Below are 22,642 nucleotides of genomic sequence, written 5' to 3'. Positions count from 1 at the left end.
AATGAGTAAGTCGAAGTTAAAGACTGTCATGCAGTTGTTGTTGGTCGTTGTCATTGTTGGAATGGGTACCTTGTTAACACGACGACCAGCACACGCGGATGACCAATCGTTGAACCGAGTCAAGCAATCAGGAACACTGACGGTCGGAACCGCTCCGGATTATCCTCCGTTTGAGTTTCAGGTTAATAGGAATGGGAAACAGGACGATGTCGGCCTTGATATTGACATTGCCAAACAGATTGCGAAAAATTTACACGTTAAGTTAAAGATTAAAAATATGAGTTTTGATTCTCTGCTGGTAGCCGTTCAGTCGGGCAAGATTGACATGGCAATTGGCGGAATTAATCCGACTCCCGAACGGAAGCAGAATGCTGATTTCTCCAAGATTTACTATAGCGGTGGGCAGGATTTTCTCATCAACAAAAATGATACTGGTAAGATTAAAAATAAAAATAGTTTAAAGGGGCAAAAGGTTGGAACCCAGACCGGGACCCTGCAACAAAGTTTAGCTAAAAAGTATATTCCCAACGCGCACGTAGTTGGGATGGACAAGACACCAGATTTAGTTCTGGCACTTAAGACCCACAAGGTTGCTGCCGTCGGGGTTGAAAAGCCGGTGGCCCAAGCCTATGTCGCAAACGATCATTCCCTAAAGGCCGTTGATTCGGGTTACAAATTAAATAAAAACGACGTTGGGACTGCCATTGCGTTTAAGAAGGGTAACACGTCCCTTGTAGGCGCCGTCAATCAAAGTATTGATCAGATTCACCAAAAGAACCTGATTCCACAATACCTAAAGGACGCTGGGAAGCACATGAAGGTTAACACCCACAACACGTCAATGTGGCACTACTGGAAATACTTCGCCACTGGGGTTGAGTATACTTTAATTATTTCAGTCGTTTCCGTCTTCTTCGGCATCATTCTTGGCATCATCTTGGTACTGATGAGACTCTCGAAATACAAGTTCTTGAGCTGGCCGTCAATTGCCTACACGGAATTTGTCAGAGGAACCCCCATGATGGTACAGGTCCTGTTCGTCTACTTCGGACTAGGCGTTTTGGTCAATATTCCCGCTTTGACTGCCGGCATTATTGCCGTTTCCTTAAACAGTGGTGCTTATGTCAGTGAGATCATCAGAGGTGGGATTAACGCCGTTGACAAGGGGCAGTCAGAAGCATCGAGAAGTTTGGGACTTTCTAAAAAAGACATGATGGCATCGGTTATTTTGCCCCAGGCCTTTAAGAACATTTGGCCCGCCCTTGGAAATGAATTTATCACCATTATCAAGGACAGTTCCATCGTTTCAATCATTGGAGTAACAGAAATTGTGTACGAACTAAACATCGTTCGGGCTGACACTTACAGAGGAGTGGCACCAATTGCCGTTGCAATGATTCTCTACTTTATCCTCTCGTTCTCGTTGTCAAGGGTGCTGAACTACTTTGAAAGAAGGATGAACCATGACTAAAACTGATAATGAAACGTTGATTCAAGTCAACGATTTGAAAAAAGATTTTGGGGAAAATGAGGTCTTAAAGGGCATTGACGGAACCATTAAAACGGGCCAGGTCATCTGTGTGATTGGTCCCTCTGGTTCTGGTAAGAGTACCTTTTTGCGGTGTCTGAACATGTTGGAAGAACCCACCAGTGGACAAATTATCTTTGATGGAAAGGATCTTACCAGGTTCAACCACAAAGAGGTTGCTACTTTGGGTGAACGGATTGGGATGGTGTTTCAAAGCTTTAATCTTTTTCCTAACATGACCGTCTTAGAAAATTTAAAGCTGGCTCCTAAAAAAGTGAAACACGTCAAAGATCAGGAGGCCGCTTCAATTGGACTGAGATTACTAGACCGAGTGGGATTAAAGGGGAAGGCCAATGTTTATCCGTCCAGTCTCTCTGGTGGCCAGGCCCAAAGAGTTGCCATGGCCAGAGCACTTGCCATGAATCCGCAGGTCATGTTGTTTGATGAACCCACGAGTGCACTTGATCCTGAAATGGTCGGTGAAGTGCTTCATGTCATGCAAGGACTGGCTAATGAGGGCATGACGATGGTGGTTGTGACTCATGAGATGGGTTTTGCGAAAAAGGTAGCCGATGAAGTCTGGTTTATGGCGAACGGTTACATCCAGGAAAAGAATACGCCGGATCAGCTCTTTGACCATCCCCAAAATCAGCGAACCAAAGAATTTATCGATAAAATTATTAATGAAGATGAGTAGACTAAAAGAGCTTCCAAATGGAAGCTCTTTTTATTTTCTGACCGTTAAATTGTTCGGGATGGTGGCGACATAGGGGTCGTGTCTTTTTAGGTATTGCACAATTAAGTCGGAGGCACTGTCTGGACTTTCGTTGATTACCTTCTGGGCGTTAAACATGTCATAGTCGCCACCACCAATGGCCCGATAGTTATTTAACGCAACCTTTAATTCCTGATTATAAGCAACGGGCTGATCGTGATAGTTGAGTTTAACCACCCGTTTGCCAACCGGTTGGGAGATGTCAAATTCGTAGTCAATTCCACTGTAGATGTCGTAGTTGAATAGTTGCATTTTGGGGGTGATGAATTTGGGGTCAATGACAATCTTACCGTTTTGAATGGCGAAAAATTCGGCACATTTTTCGAGGGCCCGCTTTAAATCCGCTCCGGTAATTTTTTCGGCCATAATGGTGTTGGGGTAACTGTAACCGTTGATGATTTCACGCATTGAAATGTCATGATGAAAACCCTTAATATCATCGTTGAAGAGGGCGGTTCCGGCGATATCAACGTTCATTGCATCCATCTCCACCCGATTGATAAAGTCGATGTAGGGATGATTGTTCATTCGGACCTTCATGGGATCGTCAATCAGCATGCTTGCTCCCGTTGTTTGGCCGACTGGTTGATCCAGCCAGTCTTCCACCTCGCTTTCGATTTGATGATCGGGAATTAGGTCATAGTCTGGTTGGGTGTGAGCCGTTGAAATGAGATGACTGGAACTTCCAACAAGCTGTTTGTTAGAAGTTAAATCCAGGTCAATTTCACCGACATCACTGCCGTGAACTCCAGGTTGAGTGAAGGGAACGCCATTAATTTTTCCCGCCAACTGACGGTGCTGATGACCCGTAATGAGGGCATCAATTCCAGGGACTTCCGTCGCAATGCGGTAGCCTTCGTTTTCTGATGTGTCCTTTTCGGTTGGCTGACCAGTTTTGGGATCGGCTTCAATCCCACCATGGTAGGCGACAATGACCACGTCAGCCCTTTGACGTAATTCAGGAACATACTGCTTAGCCGTTGCTAGTGCTGAATTAAATTTTAATCCTTGAATATTATTGGGACGCTCCCAATTGGGAATAAAGGCGGTCGTTAGTCCTAGAATGGCAAACTTGACGCCTTTTTTCTCAATAATTACGTACGGTTGATCGGCAATCTTGTTAGAAATGGCACCCTCAATGTTGGCGTTCAAAATGGGGTAGTTCCGTTTACTCTCAGTGTCCCTAATGTACTGTTGGCCGTAGTTGAACTCGTGATTTCCCAGGGTAGCGGCATCATATCCAACGTCAGCCGTTATTTGACTGAGAAGACGACGTTTGTCTGCGCCCTGTTCTGACAAAAAGGTTGAAAATGGTGATCCCTGAATCCAGTCACCATTTTCAATTGCTACGACAATTTCGTCGTCTTTTTCGTCCTGTTGAGCCTTCTTGATGATGGCACCCGCCTGAAGCATGCCAAGTGAAGCGTGGTTATTGCGGGTTGTATAGTTAGTGGGGTACACGTATCCATGCACGTCACTGGTTGATAAAATTCGGACTTTCAAATTATTATGCCACCTTTTCCGTGTTTTCTGATGTAGTGATTTGCGCCTTGTTTTCGTGTTTTAATTCCTTGATTGACAGCATGATTACGAAGCTAACGAGGTAAATTCCGCTCAAAAAGAGGATCACAGCCATGAGGTTAAAGCGATCCATCAAGAATCCAATCAGGACGGTGGAAAAGCTGCCGACACTTTTGGCAATACTCATGATGGTGTTGTTGGCCGTTGCCCGAATCTCGGTGGGATAGAGCTTGCTGACGATGGTTCCATAACCACTATACATCCCGTCGGAACAGAAACCAACGATTCCACCACCGATTAAAAATTCCAACTTATTTGAAGCGATAATCAGCAAAAAGACCGAGGCAGCGGCGGCTAGTAGCCAGATGCCGTATGCTAGGCGACTGCCGAGGTGATCTTGAACGATCCCAAAACACATGATCCCAAGTGACATGCCGACGATGGTCGCAATCATCCAGAGGGATGAACCGGCCACTGAGATGTGCATTCTTTCTTGAGCAATTGAGGGAAGCCAACTAATGAGACCGTTATAGCCGGCGATGTGGATCATGAACATAATCATGATTCTGACCGTTAGAAAGCATTCTTTCGGGGTGGCGAATAATTCGGTCCAGTGGCTGAAATCACGGTTAGGATCTTTTTCAATGGCGTTTCGGTTCTCGGTAAATTCTTTACTCTCGGGTAAGTGAAATCTGATAAACCAGGCTAAGATAACGGGAACGATCCCAATGAAGAAGAGGACGTGCCAACCAAAGTGGGGAAGAATAAAGGCAGATAGGAGGGAGGCAATAATTGAACCAATCTGACCGCAGACTCCAGCAGCGGCCGACAAGCGACCAAGATATTTCTTTGAGAAGGCCTCACTTAGCATGGTAATCGCAATCCCATACTCACCAGAATTACCGATTCCGATGATGATGCGAAAGAGACATAGCATCCAGAACGAGTTGGTAAGTCCCATTCCGGCGGTTCCAATGGCATAGATGATGATCGTCCAGCAGAGGGTTTTGACCCTTCCATAACGGTCGGCGATTGCGCCAAAGCCAATCCCACCGAAAATTGATCCGATGGCGGTAATGGCTGGCAGTAAGCCACCCTGAGCCTTTGAGATGTTTAAGCTAATGATGATTGAAGCCAGTGCCAGTGACATAAACATGGCGTCCATTCGTTCTAGGATGAACCCAATCCCAGTTGACCACGTGATGCGCTTTTGATACTTTGTCAATTTTGGCATAAAAAAATTGTCCTCCCATTTAATTCTGCAGGGTCCAGATTCACCGCACAGAATAGCATGAGAACACAATCGTTCAATCATTATATGGATAACATGTTATGCTTGTGGCTTCTCTGAACCATTTAAAGCTTTATATTGTAATTAATATTATCATAAAGTTGATAAAATGCAACGGACCCAGTTTGTAATTATTAGATGATAATTGGATGAATTTGCATCATGACGCTTGTTTTTAACATTAATAAATTACATAAATGATTTTACCCACAAAAAAACAGCCGCATCACTGCAGCTGTTTTCCAATCTTTAATTAACACATGTGGATTCCCATCTTTTTGTATGAATTCATAGCTGGGATATCTAAGTCCTTCACTGGGATGCCCTCTTCTTTTGAAAGAGCGTTCAGTAAGGTATCCATGTTCATTAACTTGTACTTCTTGTGTGGATCATTCTTGTCATAAGCCTGGATCTGAAGCATCATGCCACCGTCTTCGTGTTCCGTAATGTGACAGTGATACATGTAAACGCCAGGAAAGTCGAACTTAACTTGCAAACGAACGACTTCGCCGGGGTTAACCCCAATGGTGTCCTTCCAACCATGTTCGTTTGGATAGGGGTCACCACCGTTTCTGGAAAGTACTCGGAATTGAGTTCCGTGCATGTGGTAAGGATGAACCATCCCGCCATCCATTTCGTTTGAATTAGAAACTTCCCAAATTCGTTCTTTACCGACTTCTTGGCGATCGTCGATTCGTTGCATGTCGAACTTCTTACCGTTGATTTCAACGGATTCGTCCATTCCAGACATAGCTGCCTTATGAACGGGAGCATCCTTGTCAATTTTGGCAAATGGCGGCATGTCAACGAGGTGATCTGGGAGCTTGGTGTTGTCTGGTGCGAACTCATGAATCTTAAACGTCATGATGGGAACGTCGTCGGAGTAGAGTTGAACTTCATCACCGGGTTTATAACCACTGAAATCAACGATGACCTCATCACGTTCGGCACAAACCATCATGAGGTGAGTGAACTCAACTGGTTCAGGAAGAATTCCGCCATCAGAACCAATCTGAGTGAACTTCAAGTCGTCGTCGAAGTGAAGGCGCCATTCACGACGGTTGGAGCCGTCCAGGAATCTGAGTCGTACTCGTTGGGTAGTAACGTCAAAGTAGGGGTTCACGGTACCATTAATCATGGCAGTTGGACCTTGAACACCGTCTGGATCGTAGTCTTCTTTGTAGTTTAGTTGGTTACCCTTGTGGAAATGACGGTCTTGTAGGACAACGGGAATGTCATCGACTCCGTAATTTCTTGGGAAGGGTAACTTGGATTCAATGTCGTCTTGAACAACCACTGGGGTAGCAAGACCCTTGTAGACTTGTTCAGAAGTTTCTGGACATGGATGAGCATGCAACCACAATGTGGCAGCAGGCTGATCCACCGTAAACTCAATTTCACTGCTTTCACCAGGGTAAACTGGTGCGTGACAACCACCGTCAACGTATGGACCGGAAACATTTAGTCCGTGCCAATGAAAGGTGGTTAAAACTGGTAAGTCATTTTTTAAGGTCACATGCATGTGTTTACCCTCTTTTAAAATGATTGTCTTACCTAAAATACTAGCGTTGTAACCCCAAGTCTTTGTTTTTTCACCGGGTAAAATCTGAGTTTCACCTGGTTGAGCATCCACCGTGTACCACATGTCGGTATCGGTTTCTTTGTCGGGCTTTAAAATTTCGGGGATGTTTAATTTGTGTTCTGGAACATCAGGCACCTCGAGTGGAATGTATCCACCGTCATGGGTGTTAAAAGCTGGTTCATCATAGAAATAATCATTGTATACTTTTCGTTCGGACATTGTCTTGTTCCTCCCTAATTGTTTAACTATCTACTACACCATCATAATACAGCTTTTTAGACTATAATGCTTGTTTGTTAGCTAAAAACATAGAAAAAGATCGACTATTAAAGTCGATCTTTTTAAAACGTTTGTTTTATTGTTCTTTGTACCATGGGTAATGGAAGTTACCTGGACGGTCAGTACGTTCGTAAGTGTGAGCACCGAAGTAATCACGTTGTGCTTGAAGCAAGTTAGCTGGAAGTACTTGAGCTCTGTATGAGTCAAAGTATGAAACGGCAGCTGACAATGATGGAACAGGAATACCTGCTTCAGTAGCTAACGAAACGATTTCTCTAGCTGAGTCTTGGTACTTGTTAGCGATGTCTGAGAAGTATGGGTCCATTAACAAGTTAGTTAACTTAGGATCCTTATCAAAGGCATCAGTGATGTTTTGAAGGAATTGGGCACGGATAATGCATCCAGCACGCCAAATCTTAGCTAATTGGTCGTACTTCAAGTCCCAACCGTAGTGTTCTGAGGCCATTCGCATTTGTTCGAAACCTTGAGCATAACTCATGATTTTACCGAAGTATAATGCTTGGCGAGCCTTTTCAACGATTTCGTCGCTGTTAAACTTAGGTTCTTTGGCAGGACCATGAAGAACCTTTGAAGCGGCCATTCGTTCTTTTTTCATCATTGAGATGAAACGAGCGTAAACTGATTCGGTGATAACTGATTGAGGAGCACCAATGTCTAAAGCATCGATTGAACTCCACTTACCAGTACCCTTGTTAGCACCACGATCTAAGATTGCGTCAACAATTGGCTTGTTCTTGTCGTCGCCTAAGTCATCTTTTCTAGTCAAGATGTCAGCAGTGATTTCGATCAAGTATGAGTTTAATTCACCCTTGTTCCAATCTTTGAAGATTTTAGCAAGGTCATCAACTGAGTAACCAGCAGCATTTCTCAAAAGGTTAAAGGTTTCATCGATTAATTCTTCGTCACCGTATTCGATACCGTTGTGGACCATCTTTACATAGTGACCAGCACCGTTAGGGCCAATGTAAGCAACACATGGTTCGCCATCTTCGGCCTTAGCAGCAATCTTTTCAAGGATTGGAGCAACACGGTCGTAGGCTTCTTTTTGACCACCGGGCATTAGTGAAGGGCCTTTAAGGGCTCCCAGTTCACCACCAGAAACACCCATTCCGATAAAGTTAATACCTGACTTAGCAAGTTTTTCACTTCGAGCCATAGTATCGTGGAAGTTAGTGTTACCACCGTCAATAAGAGTGTCACCCTTATCAAGTAATGGTAATAGTTCAGCAATAACGGCATCAGTTGGCTTTCCAGCTTTAACCATCAATAAGATCGTACGAGGTTTTTGAATTGATTCAACGAAATCCTTAACGTTGTAACTTGGAATCAAGTGTTTGTCACCGTGATCCTTCATTACTTGTTCAGTCTTACTTGCAGTACGGTTATAAATTGCAACTGTGTAACCGCGACTTTCAATGTTGAGGGCAAGGTTCTTACCCATAACAGCCATACCAACAACACCAATGTTTGCTTTTTTATCAGCCATAATATACCTTCCTTTTCGAATATATATGTTAATTCATTACACTAGTAGTTTACCATTTCACATTAGAATTGTGAAATAGAAACTTCAAATTTTGTAAGCACTTTCTTTACTTTTCAGCAGGGAAGTACCAACTGTGACCATCTCGAGCTAATAACTCGTCTGCTGCCTTTGGTCCCATTGAGCCCGGTTCGTAGTTAGGAAAATCAGGTTTGGTTTCGTCCCAGTACTTCTGAATGGGGTCAACGTACTTCCAAGCGGCGGCAACTTCTGGCCAGCTTGCAAAGTTGGTGTGATCACCATTTAAGATGTCATGGAAAAGACGCTCGTATGGTTGAGGAACTTCTGAAGCCCGAGCATCATTTTGTAGGTAACTAAGGTCGATGGTTTCGGTATGGAAACCTTGTTTGGAGTCCTTGACGTTGACCCTCAGTGTAATTCCACCACGAGGGTCAATTAAAATTGAGAGGACGTTGGTTTTAAGAGTATCTGGCAAACCGGCTTTACTGAAGATGTTGTTAATGTCTTTTTTGAAGACAATATCAACTCTAGTGGCTTTGGTTTTTAACTTCTTACCAGTTCGAACGTAGAAAGGAGTGCCCTCCCATCTAGAAAGATTGTAAGTTACTTTTCCGGCAACAAAGGTATCATTATTAGAATCGTGTGGAACGTCTGGCTCGTCACGGTAGGCGGCTGAACCACTACCAGCTCCATATTGACCACGAACAAAGTTCTTTTTGACACCCTCAGTATCATAGAAGTTCATACTTTCAAGGGTTTTGACCTTGGTAGCACGAACGTCAGTATCAACAAATGATTCTGGCTTATCCATTGCAAGGAGGGTCATGATTTGCATGGTATGGTTTTGAATCATATCACGTAAAGCACCAGCTGTGTCGTAATATCCGGCACGGTCTTCTACGCCAAGTTTTTCGGATAGGGTGATCTGGACATTATCGATGTAGTTGTGGTTCCAAACGGCATCGATGATGGGGTTACCGAATCGAATAACTGGGATACTTTGAACCATTTCTTTGCCTAAATAATGATCGATGCGAAAGATTTGGTCTTCCTTAAACGCAGCGGTTAATTCATCATTTAATTTTTCAGCAGATTCATAGTCCCGACCGAATGGTTTTTCAATTACCAAGCGGTTAAAGCCACCATTGTCTGAAAGAACGTGTTGTTCCTTCAGATTTTTAGCAACGATTCCAAAGAATCTTGGGGCCATTGAAACATAAAAGATCCGATTACCATTAAGTTCGTATTTCTTGTCAAGTTCGTCGGCTAATTTACTCAAGGCCTGATAATGTTCCACGTTGGTAACATCATGAGATCTGAAGTAAAAATGACTAGCAAACTCTTCAGCTTGTTCTTGATTATCTGCTTCTGACGAGATGGAATCCAAAACCATTTTTTGAAATTCCTCATCGGTGTGGGGTCGTCTAGCTAACCCAAGCAGTGCAAAATGATTGTCAATACTGCCCTTTTTGTAAAGTTCAAATAAGGCTGGATATAATTTTCGCAAAGCAAGGTCACCAGTGCCACCGAAAAGCATGAATAATGCACGGTTAGCAGTTGCCATTAATACTCACTCCTTTTAATAATTATAGTTATTCGTATACAAGACCAATTATATAACACTACTGCTACCAAAAAAAGTGGTTTATTCCTTATTGTTCCACATATGAAAGCGCTATCTAAAGTATCCCTAACTTGACGCATTTCTTCATTATAAATAGTTTAAAATAATTTTTTGATTGCTAAATTGGTACAGGTCATAAAGTGGTTGGCCGTAAAAAAGGCTGATAATTTAAACGACATAAAAAAGTTTTCTACCATAATAATGGAGAATCGATGGTTAAAAATAAAATGGTAGTGGAAAAGTCAAAGCTGGAAACGGTGATGATGTGAATCTAATGATCGTTATATTAATATAGTAGAAACAGGTCAAAAAAGGAAAAATTAAGGTGAATTGACCTAAAAATATGATTGTCAACCTTTTTTTGAAGTGATTTTGAAGAAATTGAAGGGAATATGTGGCAAAAAAACGAGTAAAAATTACAAAATGATACAGGAAACACTCAATAATTCGGTGATTTTTAGGGTTATGTTGCAAAACATGTTACTTATGTTACAAAATAACAAAAATCGGCGATTTTTTTAAACACTGTGTTATTTGTGTGTAATGTTTTCCGTTTAGTATATACATTGTTGATTGATACAGGAGATCAACGAATTTAAAAAACAGAAAACCGGAAAACGAAAATTAGTTAAGAAATTTAGATTAGGAGTGATTATTATTATGAAGTCAAAAAGTATCAAGGCCGTAGTTTTATCAAGTGCCGCAGCATTAGGTTTATTAGCAGTAGGTGCTAACACCACCCACGCTTCAACAAACGTTACAGTTAAAGCAGGTGACACTGTTTCAGAAATTGCTCAACAATACAAAGTTTCTGCTAACCAAATCGCCAAAGCTAACCATTTACAAAATGTTGACCAAATCTCAGTTGGACAAAGATTAGTAATCCCAACTGGCGTTACTGTTCCAAACGCAGTATCACAACCAGCACAAACTACTGGTTACCAAGCACCAAAGACTACTCCAGCTGTTAAAGCCCCAGCTGCTAAGGTTGCACAACCTGTACAACAACCAGCTGCTGCTCAACCAGCCCAAGCACCAAAGGCTAATGTACAAGCCCCAGCTGCTCAACCAGCTCAAGCTCCTGTACAACAAGCACAACCTGCACAACAACAAGCTAATGCTCAATCAACCCAAGCACCAAAGGCTAATGTACAAGCACCAGTTCAAAAGAGCACTCCAGCTCCAGCAGCACCACAAACTAACCAAAGAACTTACGCTGTACAAACTAACGTTAAACCAGCTAACGTTAGCTACTCAAACAACGGTGGTGACGATGCAGCCAAAGCTTGGATCACTTCACGTGAATCAGGTGGCTCATACACTGCTTCAAATGGTAACTACTACGGTAAGTACCAATTATCTAAGTCATACTTAAACGGTGACTACTCAGCTGCTAACCAAGATCGTGTTGCCAACCAATACGTAACTTCACGTTACGGTTCATGGTCAGGTGCCCAAGCATTCTGGCAATCACACGGTTGGTACTAAGATAATTTATACTAACTAATTAATAAGAATTAATTGAAGTCGCGGTGATCGAAAGGTCACCGTGACTTTTTTAGCTTGAAAAATAATCCATTTATAAGTTATACTAATAGTAGACTTTTGCATGGAGCCAGGATTCTATTAGGATATTGTGAAAAGAAGTGGGTGTTGTGAAATTTTTCCTATTTTTATTGCACAAGGATTTTATTCTATGGTATAATGTCTTTGTGAAAGATGTTATTAGATTGCGTGTCTGTGGTGCTTTATCACCATTACAAACATACAATTTATTAGCAATAAAATAATATATTTTTTGGAGGTAGTTTTTTATGGAAGCAAATATTGGTAAGAAATTAGTTTTAGGTGTGGCATCATTAGCAGCCGTTTTAGGTTTGTCAATGGCCGTTGGTAATGTTAATGCAAATGCCGATACTGCAAATGGCGACACTAGCTCAACTCCTAATGACACTACTGGTTCAGTATCAGAAAAGTCAAATGCTCACGTTCAAGTAAGAACCGGATACTTAACTTTATCAGAAGTTCCCGATTTAAACTTCGGTGAAGCAGCTAACAATCCTAACCCACAATTTGGAATTCCGTTGCATGATAACCAAACCGGTAATGGTAAGCCACAATTAGTGGTTGTTGATGGTCGTGCCGTTAAAGACCAACCAAATGGTGCTGGTTGGAATGTCTCAGCTGCTTTAGGTCAATTTAATGATCAACCTGGTAATGGTTGGGGTGTTCAATTAAATCAAACCGCTTATAAGAATAGTACTGGCAGTACCGCTGAAGTTAATACTCCATTGCTTCAAGCCGGATCTAACAATTCTACCCAAGTTCTTTCAGCTAATGCTGGTCAAGGTTTAGGATCAACTTCAGTTAACTACTCAAAGAGTACTGACGCTAGTTTGAACATGCCAGCTAACGTTACTCCAGCTGATTACAACGCACAAATTACTTGGACTCTTAACGCACAAGGCCCACAAAACCCAACTAACTAATAGTTCTCTTTACGGGTGTGTATTGTATAACCAAGAAGACAGACCACGTACGGTTTGTCTTCTTTTTAGTAAATTAGAAAATTAATTAAGTAGGACGTGATTGTAATTTTATCAAGGTTGAAGAAATTCTGGTTACCGTTTTTACTTGCCGTTGCAACCATTCTTTTGATGATTCCGATACTTGGAACCTTAAAAACAAATGCAGCCCAAGGTCCATCAATTGCGGTTAAACCGAATTACACTAAGAATCAAATTAAGCAAGATGGAGTGATCTTTGTTCAAACCAAGCCGGGTCAGACCCAACAAATTAGTTTGAGCATCGTTAATTTATCCAAATCACCCCAGTCCTTTAGAATTGAACCAACAACTGCTTTTACTTCCGGTGGTGGTGCCATTGCGCTCAATCCGACTAATAAGTTTCCGACTGATAAAACTTTGAAGTATAAATTCAAGGATTTAGTCCAAGGAGACAAGAAGCAGACGATTAACTTAGCTCCTAATAAGGGAACCAACGTTAACTTTAACGTAAAAGCTCCTGACAAGACCTATCAAGGTGTCATCATGGGTGGACTGTACGTTAGTCCACAATTACCACCTTCTGCAGCTAAATTAAGGGGAGTCAGCGTTAATAATAAGTTTGCTTTAGCAATGCCCGTCTATCTTCGTGACAACACTAATCAAACCATTAAACCAAAGCTTACGGCTCAAGGCATTAAACCGGGGAAGGTATCTAATGAACCGGTGATTTATACTAAGTTAGCGAACGAAAAGCCCACGACGGTTAGTCAAATGCATTTAAAAGACAAGATTTACCGAAAGAGTAATCCGAAGAAGGTCTTGAGTAAGGCCAACCAGAGTGGCTTAAGTATGGCGCCTAATTCCAACTTTAATTTTATGAATAATTTTGGCAAAAACGCGTTGTTACCCGGTAATTATCATTTGAGTTTGCAGGCTTCAGACATTAACGGAAACAAGTGGGATATTGAAAAAGACTTCCATATTTCAATTGCTCAGGCAGCAATTAATAATGCTAATAAAAACTGGTGGTGGATCATCCTATTGATTATCTTGTTAATCTTAATCTTGATCTTATGCTACGTTTTGTACCGTCAACACAAAAAACAAAAGGATTTGATTGCCGCACAGCAAGCAGAACTTGATAAAAGAAACGATCAATCTAAATAACTAGGTTGGGAGATGTACAAATGCGAATACAATGTTCTAAGTTTTTAAGGATGGTACTGTTAACTGGACTAACTATTTTAATAGCCATTGGGTTAGAAGCGAATGCAGCTTCGTTTGCGAAGAGTGAATCTAATTCAAATACCACAATTCGAATTGGTAGAAACGTAACCCCAGGACCCAATGGACAGGGTGGTCAACCTGAAGACATGTCTAATAAAACCCCAGGTCCCTCTGAATCAGAAGGCACTAAAATTCCGCCAACCATTGCTGTTAGTGGGGAGCAACAAGGTACGTTACCTCAAACAGGACAAATGCTTAAATGGGGCACAATGGTAGCCGGAGTGATTTTTCTCTTTATCGCTTTTCTGATTATATTAAACCGTCATTTCATTAAAAAATTAGAATTGAAGAATTCGAAATAAAATTCAAATGCGAAAACTAATTAAAATTATAATTTTAGTTGGAGTTTTGTTGATTGAACTGTTTGTGCCAATGACTTCCCAGGCCAATTCGGATGATTATCCGTCATTTTCTGCCACGCCGGTTTTGGGTGGACTTCCGCTTCAAAAGGGAAAGGAGTATTTTGCGATTCAAGCTAAACCGAATCGGGAATACCAGCTCCCGCTTCTTTTGAAAAATCACGGAGACCGTCCCATTAAAATTAGGTTAACGCTGAATAATGCAACGACCACGTCGAGTGGCAGTATTTCATACGCTAATCCAAGCGTGCTTAAAAATGATCAGAATTCGGTTTCTAGACAAGTTGTTGGAAAACTTAAAAGAGAAGTGAATTTGGCTCCGGATGCAAGTAAGGTAGTCAATTACCAAATCAGGACAAATTCACGAGTTATGGGAACAGAACTTGCTGGCATCACTGCTACTGGAGTGGTTCCTTCCGTTTCAAACGAGAAGGTTAACAGTTTAGCCAGTTACGTTATTGGAGTTTCGTTAAGTGGACAGGATGGATTGAAATTAGATCGTTTAAAAATTTCAAACATTGAGAGTGGAAATTATGATGGATTAAATGCGTTTAAAGTTACGATTAAGAATAATTACCCACAGCTGATTCAACATGCGAGGGTGCGAGTCAAAGTTTTTCATAACGAAAAGTTGGATACGATAAAGGAATATTCGGATGTCAGTATTGCCCCGAATACTCCTTTGGTGTGGACAATTCCCTATCAAAAATTGCAGCCTGGTAGGTATCGGATGGATATTATGATCCATTCTGACAAGCAAACGGTTCGATTGCACAAGACGTTTACCCCACTAAAGTTATCAAACCAAGTAGAGTCATACGTACCGGTTTTAATTGCGGTATTTTTGACCATCGAAATTTGGATTATTTTTTGGATTTGTCGGATGTTCTATCACAAAAAGAAAAATAAAAAGAATTGAGAAAAAATGAGAATAAAAAGAGAAGTACTTTATAAGCTATTAATAGGAGTGGTTTGTACTGCTGTATTTATGATTTGTGGCGCAATGATGAGTGTTAGGGCGGATCCAGATAATCCGTATAACATTCCTGCACCACCAGAATCAGGTCCGTCAATGGATGAATTTATGTTTGCTGGGATTCAACCGAATGAAAGCGTTCAAAAAAGATATCCCAACGTTCAGGTGGTAACTGATAATACTGGTGATGATCATTCTGCTCAAACCATGTGGTGGAAGAACCAAGTTGATTTACAAAAACCGTTTACAATTAAGTTTTACGTTTATATGAAAAACCCGAAAAAAGTTAAAACATTAGCTGATGGACTGACCTTTACCCTGCAAAATGACAATCCAAATGCCATCGGATCATCGGGTGAATCACTCGGTTCATATGGAAATGTCCGAACCGCTTCAAAGGCAATTGACAATGATCATGTTAATCCTAAAAAAGCATATTTGAGAACCCAATTTATTCACAATGCTTTATCGTTTGAGTTTGATCCATACTACAACGGAGATTATAGTGACCATAAATTGCCGCGAAAGATTCCACATACGGCGTTCATTTACCCAAATGAATTCACTGGTCCATTTGACTGGCACGATAAAGATCATATTGGAATCAATCACCATGATTATAGTCAGACGCCATCTTTAACGGCTAATCAGGGAACATGGATCCCGGTGACTTATAAGTGGATGCCTAATGACTGGCAACCAGATAGTAACGCCAGGTCGGATCACGCCACCGCAACGGTTACTTATAATGATCCCAAGTCTGGTCACTCAATTGACGGAATTGATCAGCATACCACTACTGAAAATGTTCCTTTGAGCCAATTTCAAGGTGACTACGCATGGTGGGGATTTACTGGTGCAACTGGTGCGTTGAACATGGTCAGTGCCATTGCCAATACCGAAATTCCTCAGATTCCTGGGGTTAAAAAATTAGTTTGTGATTTAAGTGCACTTCAACGTGAGGGGAAGTATAAGGATATTAATCCCTACGATAGTGATACCGGTGCCGCAAATGACATGATTAAGGAAATCGATCCAAGTGAATTTAAGGACCTTGTCACTAACGCTAAAGTTGGAGACGTGATGCTTTATAAGGTCGATACCTACAACTACAAAGATAATGGTTTAGGAAATACCTGGGATAACGTTAAGGTTACAGATGACATTACCAATCTAGGGATGCGTGGTCTAGACGATAACGATCAAATCGTGGCGGAATATCCTAATGGAATTGAACCCATCGACGATGATGGGAAACCTGACTCAGTTGGATTTCGCACGATTATTACTGATCCAGATCCTAATACTAAGCAGAATACGGTAACCGCTAAGGGAAGTAACTTTACGGCACCGGATGACGGAGTGGTTAAGTCAAGTCAGGCGACCGTCGAAATGTCGAATAACCCGTACGACAACGTTAAACCACGGGTTATTTTACAAAACCAGATGTCAAATGACGGTGGTAATACTTGGACCAATAATCTGACCGACGTCAAAGACGGAAGTGAGGTTCAGTACAAGATTTCCCTTCATAACATGATTGAAGGCACGCAGTTTAAAGATGGTTCGTATTCATTTGTGGTTCCAAGTATTAAAGACATCAAGAACATTGATGTTAACGGAGAACCAATTAGTAATAGTGATTATACGGTCAGTGACACCACCGATTATGAGATTAGTGGGAAAGACTCCAACTCTAACTTTAAGAATGCTAAGAAGATTACAATTAAGAATCTTCCAGACATGAATGGTCGAGAGGTAACTAATATTACCGCTGACCTTCAACTTGGGGACAATAATCCTGATAATATGAGTTCAATCCCTGAATTGACGGGAACCGATCGTAACCAGGATTCACTTAAGTTTCAAGGACGAAAAGAGACCTATAATTTCTACAATGGATCGGTTGTTCTGAATCAACCGCAGGATTTAGACTACGGCTTTCAAAATGACTACTTCTTTAAGGATCAGTACATGCAACCAAGAAACCTTGGCAAGAAAAAGACTCCGATTGACATCAACAAGGGGTACGAGATTGCTAGTTTAACCGATGATCGTCGGGTTAAGAGTCCGTACAGTGTCTGGCTTTCTCAGGAGAATACTCCTGAAAATCCACATGAGATTGGGAGGCCCGGGTCACCATTTTCACTGGCTTACTTTGCCTTAAACAGCAAGCAACCAATCATTTTGAACCCAGGAACTGGTAACGTCCAGGTTTACAATTATCCTGGAAAAAAGGAAGATGGTAAGATTACGACTCCAATTAAATGGGGTGCTAATCAAGGACTTGATTTAAGGATGAACCAGAGTGGAAGTGCCGTCGGTAGTACCGGAGGATATGACGCTACGCTTAACTGGAGCATCAAGTATGGTTCAAAAGATAGTGGAACACCATAAGGACGGTTAATCAGTGATCGCGGTTATGATATGTTTTGTCAAATGAAAGGCTATCAAGTACTTGATAGCCTTTTTTGTTGCATGTAAATTAAACATAACGTTGGTAATTGTGAAACGCTTTTCTGATGGGCTTAAAATCTCTATAATGGCGTGCTATAATTAGCGTAAATCTATCAAAGTGAGGAAACGTTATGGGTGAAATCAAGAAAAAAATGAAAGATCGACTTGATGCCTTCAGTGACGCCATTATTGCCATCATTATTACCGTGATGGTGTTGGAACTGCCGATTGAGAAAATGGGTGGAAACGTTGAGTATCTGGTTCTATTTCGTGCCATTGGAATCTATGCCGTTAGTTTCTGTTTTGTTGGGAACTTGTGGTACCAGCATGCACAAGTATTCAATGATACCGAAAAAGTTGCCAACAAGACGGTTGTCATGGACCTGGTGTTCCTCTTTTTCATGTCGTTAATTCCAACTTTTACAAAGCTTATGACCGACGATACATCGCAAATCACGGTGATGCTTTATGGCACTCTTTCACTAATTTTATTGGTGGTCTTTCGCATCATTGTGTCACAAATTGCGGAAGTCAAGTACCGAAAGCACTCCAAGCAACATGAAGTTTTCAACTATATTTTTGCCAGAAACTTTAACTATTCAATTGCGGCGTACGTCATTTTGATTATTTTGGCGTTTTTCTTTCCTAGAATTGCTTTGACTTTATTTATCATTATTCCAATTTGGTCGTTTATTGAAAACAGCCACGAGCACGGGACCTTGAACTTGGCTAATCAAGGAATGGAAGAGGGCCAGGTTAATTTAACCGAGTCGGTGAAGAATTTAACGGCTGATCAGAAAAAATCCTTAAAAGCCAAGTTAGCTTCGACGATTAAGGCGTCAAAAGGTACTGATGATGAGAAAGAAAAGCATGAGATTTGGACCCAGTTTGCCAAGTGGGCCGCTGATCAGAGGTAAAACTTAAAGCATTGCTATAAAATATTTTTAGGGATTGACGTCAATGAACAAATGATGTTAGTCCCTTTTTTTTCAACATTTTTCTTTCAAAGTTAAATATATGTTAAAATTTATCTAAAGGTAGGTGTTAAATATGAAGAAAAACGCATTTACTAGTCGTATCAGTTTACTGTGGACGGCCATGGCCATGATTTTATTTGGAACCAGCGTGGTTGAGGGGATTCAGGAGATTATCTACGGTTTTCCCATTGGTTTCATTGACTGGATTTTGATTATTTTGAGTGCCCTCTGTATCATCATTTGGGCGGTCACCTTATTTATTAAGAATCCAGCGATGGAGATTGCGGGTGAAATTACCTCCAAGCAACGTGTTTGGGGTGGGGTTGTGACCCTGCTGGTGTTTCTTTTGGTAATAATCGGGATCTCTCATCTTTCCGTTATGTGGACTGATTTAATCCTGATTCTAGGATTTATTGGCTTTTTACTTAACGAAGTATGGACGTTTAAAGATTAAAATTTTTGATAATTAAATCTGAAAAAAATCCATTCCAATGTTGAATTGGGATGGATTTTTTGTTTACCTATAATTATTTGAATATGAAGATGGAGATAATGAGAAAAAAGAGATAAGCGGCTGCTGGAATGGCAGTCTTCCGCATTACTGTCCCCTCTTGTCCCTTCAAGCCAACTACGCCACTCACGGAAACAATGTTGTAGACACAAATCATGTTTCCAACGGCGGCGCCGATGACCTGACCGGCGAGAATGAGAAATTTATCTAAACCAGCGTCCACGGCGACATCAGCCTGAATTGATGAGAAAGTCAAGGTGGAGACGGTCGTGCTCCCGGTGACAAATGATCCCACCGCGCCTAGGATTGGTGCGATTGCTAGCCAGACGCCATGCAGGTGAGTAGCCATAAACGATGCCAAGTAACCGGGCATGCTGTCTAATTTGGCGCCGTTAAAATTGGTGTTAGTAAAGACTTGGACCATGATTAAAGTCACAATTAAGGTCAGAAGCGTGGTCTTCATTGATTTCACCACGTCCCACGCTTCGTGTGAAAACGAACGAAATGATTCTTCACGAAGCAGAACCGTTAGTAGGGCAACAATCAAGAGGACGGTTCCCGGTGAAGCTAAAAGGAGCCAGCTCGAGTCAATTGCCTTAAAGCCAAGAATGTTGGTTAATGATAGGTTGACGTGGCTGTTTAACCAGTTATGGACCGGTTTGACGAGTTTAGGGATTACCAGTAAAACGACCACGAGGACGTATGGTAACCACGCTCTAATTAGTGAAATGTCGGTTCGGGGCTCTTTGATAGTTACTTTTTCGGACTGCTGCCATGGATTTTTCTTAACATCCCTTGGTAGTAAGATGTTGAACTTAATACTTAAGATGGCAAAAATCAGCGCAATGATTGGGCTGATAACGGATGTTAATTCGTATCCCAGTAATAATTGACTGATAATGGTTGAAGTCGAGTAGATTAAACCAATGGCAAGACACCATGGAGTAACCTGTAAAACTGATTTGAAGCGGTGCTTGGTGTATTGGTTGGGAAGTAGGAAAACTAGCATCACGATTAGGATCAGCGGAACCAGGGTCCCACTGATTAACTCGAGGTTAGCAATCTTTAACCCGACTTTTCCCATCTCAGCCGTACTAACGGTGTTACTTAGACCAACCGTTAGCGGGGTCCCGACGGCTCCAAACGAGGCGGCCGTTGAGTCGGCGACAAGGGCCAAAACGATTGAAGATAGGGGCTTAAATCCCAGAGCGATTAGCAGTGGTGCGGTGACCATGGCGGGAGCTCCAAAACCAGAAACGCCTTCGATTAGAGAACCAAACAGAAAGACAATCAGGATGGCTTGTAGGCGCATGTCGGTGGTTAAATTGGTAAAGCCAGCGTTGATTCGATCCACTGATCCGGTGTATTCCAGTGCTCTTAGTAATAACAGTGCCCCAAGGAGGATCCATGCAATCGTCAGACTTTTGTGGACTCCCTGAATGGCTGAAGCTGCCAGAGCTTTCATTGGCATTTTCCAGACCAATAAACTAGCTAAAATAACAAGTATTGCCGTTACACTCATTCCCTTTAAAGCTGGCATGTTTAAAAAGCCCAGCAGAATTATTGGGACTAGTATCGGAAACATTGAAACTAATAATTCCATATAATGTTTTCTCCTCTTAGTGTTTTGCGGTAAAGATGTCTTATAACTATTATACATGAGTTAGAATCTTCAAGCGAAGCGGGTTATTTTCAAGGAGTTTTGGAAATAAAAAAAGCTAATCTTTAGTGATTAGCCTTTTATGGCACAAATCAATTATTTGATTATCGTTTTACAACAACCTTCCCCATCATTTGATGGGACTCCACCATACTGGTTGCTTTACGAAGATTTTTGGCAGAAATGGGACTAATTGTTTTAGTGAGGGTACTTTTAATTTTTCCCTCATCAAGTAGTTTTCCAATTTTATCCAGGATTATGTGTTGTGTAATCATGTTGGTAGTTTGGTACCATGATTTTTCATACATCCATTCCCAACCAAATCTTACCATCCGTGATTTTAATGAACTAAAGTTCAAATTTCGACCGGATCCGGTGGTAGAGGCGATGTTCCCGTTTGGACCAATTAATTTTGTGATGGTTGACCAGTAAGCGTCGAGATTTGCTAATTCCAAAATATAATCAACGTGCTTAAACCCTAAATCATGAACCTGGTCAACAATGCTGTCGTGGTAATCGACAACATGATCAGTTCCATGATTTAATTCCCATTGCTTAGTCGTTTCGTTTCCTGCAGTTGCAATGACGTTCAAATTTGCCAGATGGGCTAATTGTGTTGCCACCGAACCAACGCCACCAGCTCCATTAATGATTAAAATAGATTTTGATGAGTTACCTTCGGTATCATTAATATCGATATCCATTTGTTCAAACATTGCTTCCCATGCCGTTATGCTGGTTAGTGGCATCGCAGCAATTTCTTCAATACTTAGTTTTTTGGGTGCATGCCCCACTATTCTTTCGTCGACTAATTGATACTCACTGTCACTTCCAGGTCGTTTATACGATCCAGCATAAAAAACTTTATCACCAGTTTTAAAAATGCTCGTCTCTGCTCCAGTTGTAACTACAGTTCCGTAGGCGTCCCATCCCATTATCTTAGGATGAACAAGTTGCTTTCGTTGGGCGCGTCTAGTATAAACATCAACAGGATTTACCGATACAGCCTCTACTTTAACCAATAAATCGTGAGGTTTAGGGGTAGGGACTTCTGTACTAAATTCAAATAGACTGTCTGGATTTTTAATTGATAAATATTTAGTAAAGCCAATTGCCTTCATGTTCTTTTTCATCATCTATCTAATCTCCTTATTTAAGTTACTGTTAATTTTAAGGAGAAAATGATGCTTTACAATAATGTAATTTTTGTTACTAGGTTACAAGAGTTTCACCAGATAATTAGATTACTGTGATTGAAGCTTTTATCTCTGATCGTCGTTGATTGAATTATACAGTTTTCCCCATTTTTCCATTTCATCAATAACCGGTTTTAGTGATTCACCAAATTTAGTGATTTTGTATTCTGTTTTTGGTGGAACGACAGGATAGACCTTCTTTTCAATGATATTATCGTTTTCTAGTTCCTTTAATTGTAGCGCCAGCATACGTTTTGAGCAGCCATTGATCTGCTTATTTAAATAATTAAATCTAACTACTTTACTTTTAAATAAGTGATACAAAATAACACTTTTCCATTTGCCAGAGATTATTTGCAATGTACTTTCAACTGGGCAGCCTTCTTGACAATTATATAAATGTCTATTGCTCATGACTTTTACTTCTCTCTTTATTTTGATCAAAATATCAGTGAAGTTGTCTACACACTTAGTATACGCTATATCTTTGGATAACTTTGTGTTCTTATTGAATGTAATAAATCCAAATTAAAGTATTATTTACTAAAAAATGAGACGTCTCTCACCACAGGGACGCCTCATTTTTG

18 protein-coding genes are annotated in these 22,642 nt (G+C 41.1%); 10 read left to right on the top strand and 8 right to left on the bottom strand.

The features are described from left to right. Nucleotide 1 precedes the first annotated feature (1 nt). Together AC6UD8_RS04905 and AC6UD8_RS04900 are read left to right on the top strand one after the other, a co-directional pair. Nucleotides 2–1,471, top strand: a complete 1,470-nt coding sequence (locus AC6UD8_RS04905; protein ID WP_500697016.1) for an ABC transporter substrate-binding protein/permease — start codon at nt 2–4, stop codon at nt 1,469–1,471. After that, on the top strand, nt 1,464–2,225 hold the full coding sequence (locus AC6UD8_RS04900; RefSeq protein WP_500695869.1) for an amino acid ABC transporter ATP-binding protein: 762 nt from the start codon (nt 1,464–1,466) through the stop codon (nt 2,223–2,225). The genes AC6UD8_RS04905 and AC6UD8_RS04900 overlap by 8 nt, the downstream gene beginning before the upstream one ends. A 30-nt stretch (nt 2,226–2,255) precedes the next feature. Here AC6UD8_RS04900 and AC6UD8_RS04895 read toward each other — a convergent pair whose 3' ends face one another. The 5 genes from AC6UD8_RS04895 to zwf form a co-directional block, all read right to left on the bottom strand. Further along, on the bottom strand, nt 2,256–3,806 hold the full coding sequence (locus tag AC6UD8_RS04895; protein WP_500697015.1) for a bifunctional metallophosphatase/5'-nucleotidase: 1,551 nt from the start codon (nt 3,804–3,806) through the stop codon (nt 2,256–2,258). A 4-nt stretch (nt 3,807–3,810) separates the two neighbouring features. Beyond that, nucleotides 3,811–5,058, bottom strand: a complete 1,248-nt coding sequence (locus tag AC6UD8_RS04890; protein ID WP_500699561.1) for an MFS transporter — start codon at nt 5,056–5,058, stop codon at nt 3,811–3,813. A 310-nt stretch (nt 5,059–5,368) separates the two neighbouring features. Then, nucleotides 5,369–6,916: a multicopper oxidase family protein gene (locus AC6UD8_RS04885; RefSeq protein WP_500699562.1), complete on the bottom strand. Its 1,548-nt coding sequence runs from the start codon at nt 6,914–6,916 to the stop codon at nt 5,369–5,371. Nucleotides 6,917–7,052: 136 nt separating this feature from the next. Further along, nucleotides 7,053–8,483, bottom strand: coding sequence for an NADP-dependent phosphogluconate dehydrogenase (gene gnd, locus AC6UD8_RS04880; RefSeq protein WP_500694125.1), 1,431 nt, complete (start codon nt 8,481–8,483; stop codon nt 7,053–7,055). A 106-nt stretch (nt 8,484–8,589) separates the two neighbouring features. Further along, the gene (gene zwf / locus AC6UD8_RS04875) at nt 8,590–10,065 is read right to left on the bottom strand and encodes a glucose-6-phosphate dehydrogenase (protein WP_500699563.1); all 1,476 of its coding nucleotides are present in this window, start codon (nt 10,063–10,065) and stop codon (nt 8,590–8,592) included. Between the two features lie 720 nt (nt 10,066–10,785). Here zwf and apf point away from each other — a divergent pair. The 8 genes from apf (at nt 10,786) to AC6UD8_RS04835 (ending at nt 19,142) form a co-directional block, all read left to right on the top strand. Further along, nucleotides 10,786–11,613 carry an aggregation-promoting factor gene (gene apf / locus AC6UD8_RS04870; RefSeq protein ID WP_500699564.1) on the top strand — a complete coding sequence of 276 codons (828 nt, stop codon included), beginning with the start codon at nt 10,786–10,788 and terminating at the stop codon, nt 11,611–11,613. 326 nt (nt 11,614–11,939) lie between these two features. Then, nucleotides 11,940–12,614 (top strand): WxL domain-containing protein, encoded by a 675-nt coding sequence (locus AC6UD8_RS04865; RefSeq protein ID WP_500699565.1) that lies wholly within the window; start codon nt 11,940–11,942, stop codon nt 12,612–12,614. Nucleotides 12,615–12,731: 117 nt separating this feature from the next. Beyond that, nucleotides 12,732–13,799: a DUF916 domain-containing protein gene (locus AC6UD8_RS04860; protein WP_500723577.1), complete on the top strand. Its 1,068-nt coding sequence runs from the start codon at nt 12,732–12,734 to the stop codon at nt 13,797–13,799. Nucleotides 13,800–13,819: 20 nt separating this feature from the next. Next, nucleotides 13,820–14,221: a hypothetical protein gene (locus tag AC6UD8_RS04855; protein WP_500699567.1), complete on the top strand. Its 402-nt coding sequence runs from the start codon at nt 13,820–13,822 to the stop codon at nt 14,219–14,221. 7 nt (nt 14,222–14,228) lie between these two features. Continuing rightward, nucleotides 14,229–15,197: a WxL protein host-binding domain-containing protein gene (locus AC6UD8_RS04850; RefSeq protein ID WP_500723575.1), complete on the top strand. Its 969-nt coding sequence runs from the start codon at nt 14,229–14,231 to the stop codon at nt 15,195–15,197. Nucleotides 15,198–15,266: 69 nt separating this feature from the next. Beyond that, a complete protein-coding gene (locus tag AC6UD8_RS04845; RefSeq protein ID WP_500723573.1) occupies nt 15,267–17,651 on the top strand; it encodes a hypothetical protein in 2,385 nt (794 codons plus the stop codon). A 191-nt stretch (nt 17,652–17,842) separates the two neighbouring features. Further along, nucleotides 17,843–18,628: a TMEM175 family protein gene (locus AC6UD8_RS04840; protein WP_500694117.1), complete on the top strand. Its 786-nt coding sequence runs from the start codon at nt 17,843–17,845 to the stop codon at nt 18,626–18,628. A 133-nt stretch (nt 18,629–18,761) separates the two neighbouring features. Continuing rightward, on the top strand, nt 18,762–19,142 hold the full coding sequence (locus AC6UD8_RS04835) for a hypothetical protein (protein ID WP_500694116.1): 381 nt from the start codon (nt 18,762–18,764) through the stop codon (nt 19,140–19,142). A 73-nt stretch (nt 19,143–19,215) separates the two neighbouring features. Here AC6UD8_RS04835 and AC6UD8_RS04830 read toward each other — a convergent pair whose 3' ends face one another. The 3 genes from AC6UD8_RS04830 to AC6UD8_RS04820 all read right to left on the bottom strand — a co-directional run bounded on the left by AC6UD8_RS04830 (nt 19,216) and on the right by AC6UD8_RS04820 (nt 22,469). Then, nucleotides 19,216–20,802 carry an L-lactate permease gene (locus tag AC6UD8_RS04830; protein ID WP_500695851.1) on the bottom strand — a complete coding sequence of 529 codons (1,587 nt, stop codon included), beginning with the start codon at nt 20,800–20,802 and terminating at the stop codon, nt 19,216–19,218. A 161-nt stretch (nt 20,803–20,963) separates the two neighbouring features. Further along, nucleotides 20,964–21,992, bottom strand: a complete 1,029-nt coding sequence (locus tag AC6UD8_RS04825; RefSeq protein ID WP_500699660.1) for a zinc-binding alcohol dehydrogenase family protein — start codon at nt 21,990–21,992, stop codon at nt 20,964–20,966. A gap of 129 nt (nt 21,993–22,121) precedes the next feature. Further along, nucleotides 22,122–22,469, bottom strand: a complete 348-nt coding sequence (locus tag AC6UD8_RS04820) for a winged helix-turn-helix transcriptional regulator (RefSeq protein WP_500695850.1) — start codon at nt 22,467–22,469, stop codon at nt 22,122–22,124. Nucleotides 22,470–22,642: the final 173 nt, after the last annotated feature.

The sequence above is a fragment of the Fructilactobacillus sp. X1R3C1 genome, assembly GCF_059901545.1.
Note: the sequence above shows the minus strand (reverse complement) of the source record. Positions and strands in the feature narration are given on the sequence as shown.

What these genes read in the sequence shown, in the direction of transcription:
- AC6UD8_RS04905 (WP_500697016.1), top strand. Translation starts at nt 2, where the DNA reads ATGAGTAAGTCGAAGTTAAAGACTGTCATGCAGTTGTTGTTGGTCGTT.
- AC6UD8_RS04900 (WP_500695869.1), top strand. Translation starts at nt 1,464, where the DNA reads ATGACTAAAACTGATAATGAAACGTTGATTCAAGTCAACGATTTGAAA.
- AC6UD8_RS04890 (WP_500699561.1), bottom strand. Translation starts at nt 5,058, where the DNA reads ATGCCAAAATTGACAAAGTATCAAAAGCGCATCACGTGGTCAACTGGG.
- AC6UD8_RS04885 (WP_500699562.1), bottom strand. Translation starts at nt 6,916, where the DNA reads ATGTCCGAACGAAAAGTATACAATGATTATTTCTATGATGAACCAGCT.
- gnd (WP_500694125.1), bottom strand. Translation starts at nt 8,483, where the DNA reads ATGGCTGATAAAAAAGCAAACATTGGTGTTGTTGGTATGGCTGTTATG.
- zwf (WP_500699563.1), bottom strand. Translation starts at nt 10,065, where the DNA reads ATGGCAACTGCTAACCGTGCATTATTCATGCTTTTCGGTGGCACTGGT.
- apf (WP_500699564.1), top strand. Translation starts at nt 10,786, where the DNA reads ATGAAGTCAAAAAGTATCAAGGCCGTAGTTTTATCAAGTGCCGCAGCA.
- AC6UD8_RS04865 (WP_500699565.1), top strand. Translation starts at nt 11,940, where the DNA reads ATGGAAGCAAATATTGGTAAGAAATTAGTTTTAGGTGTGGCATCATTA.
- AC6UD8_RS04855 (WP_500699567.1), top strand. Translation starts at nt 13,820, where the DNA reads ATGCGAATACAATGTTCTAAGTTTTTAAGGATGGTACTGTTAACTGGA.
- AC6UD8_RS04850 (WP_500723575.1), top strand. Translation starts at nt 14,229, where the DNA reads ATGCGAAAACTAATTAAAATTATAATTTTAGTTGGAGTTTTGTTGATT.
- AC6UD8_RS04845 (WP_500723573.1), top strand. Translation starts at nt 15,267, where the DNA reads ATGATTTGTGGCGCAATGATGAGTGTTAGGGCGGATCCAGATAATCCG.
- AC6UD8_RS04840 (WP_500694117.1), top strand. Translation starts at nt 17,843, where the DNA reads ATGGGTGAAATCAAGAAAAAAATGAAAGATCGACTTGATGCCTTCAGT.
- AC6UD8_RS04835 (WP_500694116.1), top strand. Translation starts at nt 18,762, where the DNA reads ATGAAGAAAAACGCATTTACTAGTCGTATCAGTTTACTGTGGACGGCC.
- AC6UD8_RS04830 (WP_500695851.1), bottom strand. Translation starts at nt 20,802, where the DNA reads ATGGAATTATTAGTTTCAATGTTTCCGATACTAGTCCCAATAATTCTG.
- AC6UD8_RS04825 (WP_500699660.1), bottom strand. Translation starts at nt 21,992, where the DNA reads ATGAAAAAGAACATGAAGGCAATTGGCTTTACTAAATATTTATCAATT.
- AC6UD8_RS04820 (WP_500695850.1), bottom strand. Translation starts at nt 22,469, where the DNA reads ATGAGCAATAGACATTTATATAATTGTCAAGAAGGCTGCCCAGTTGAA.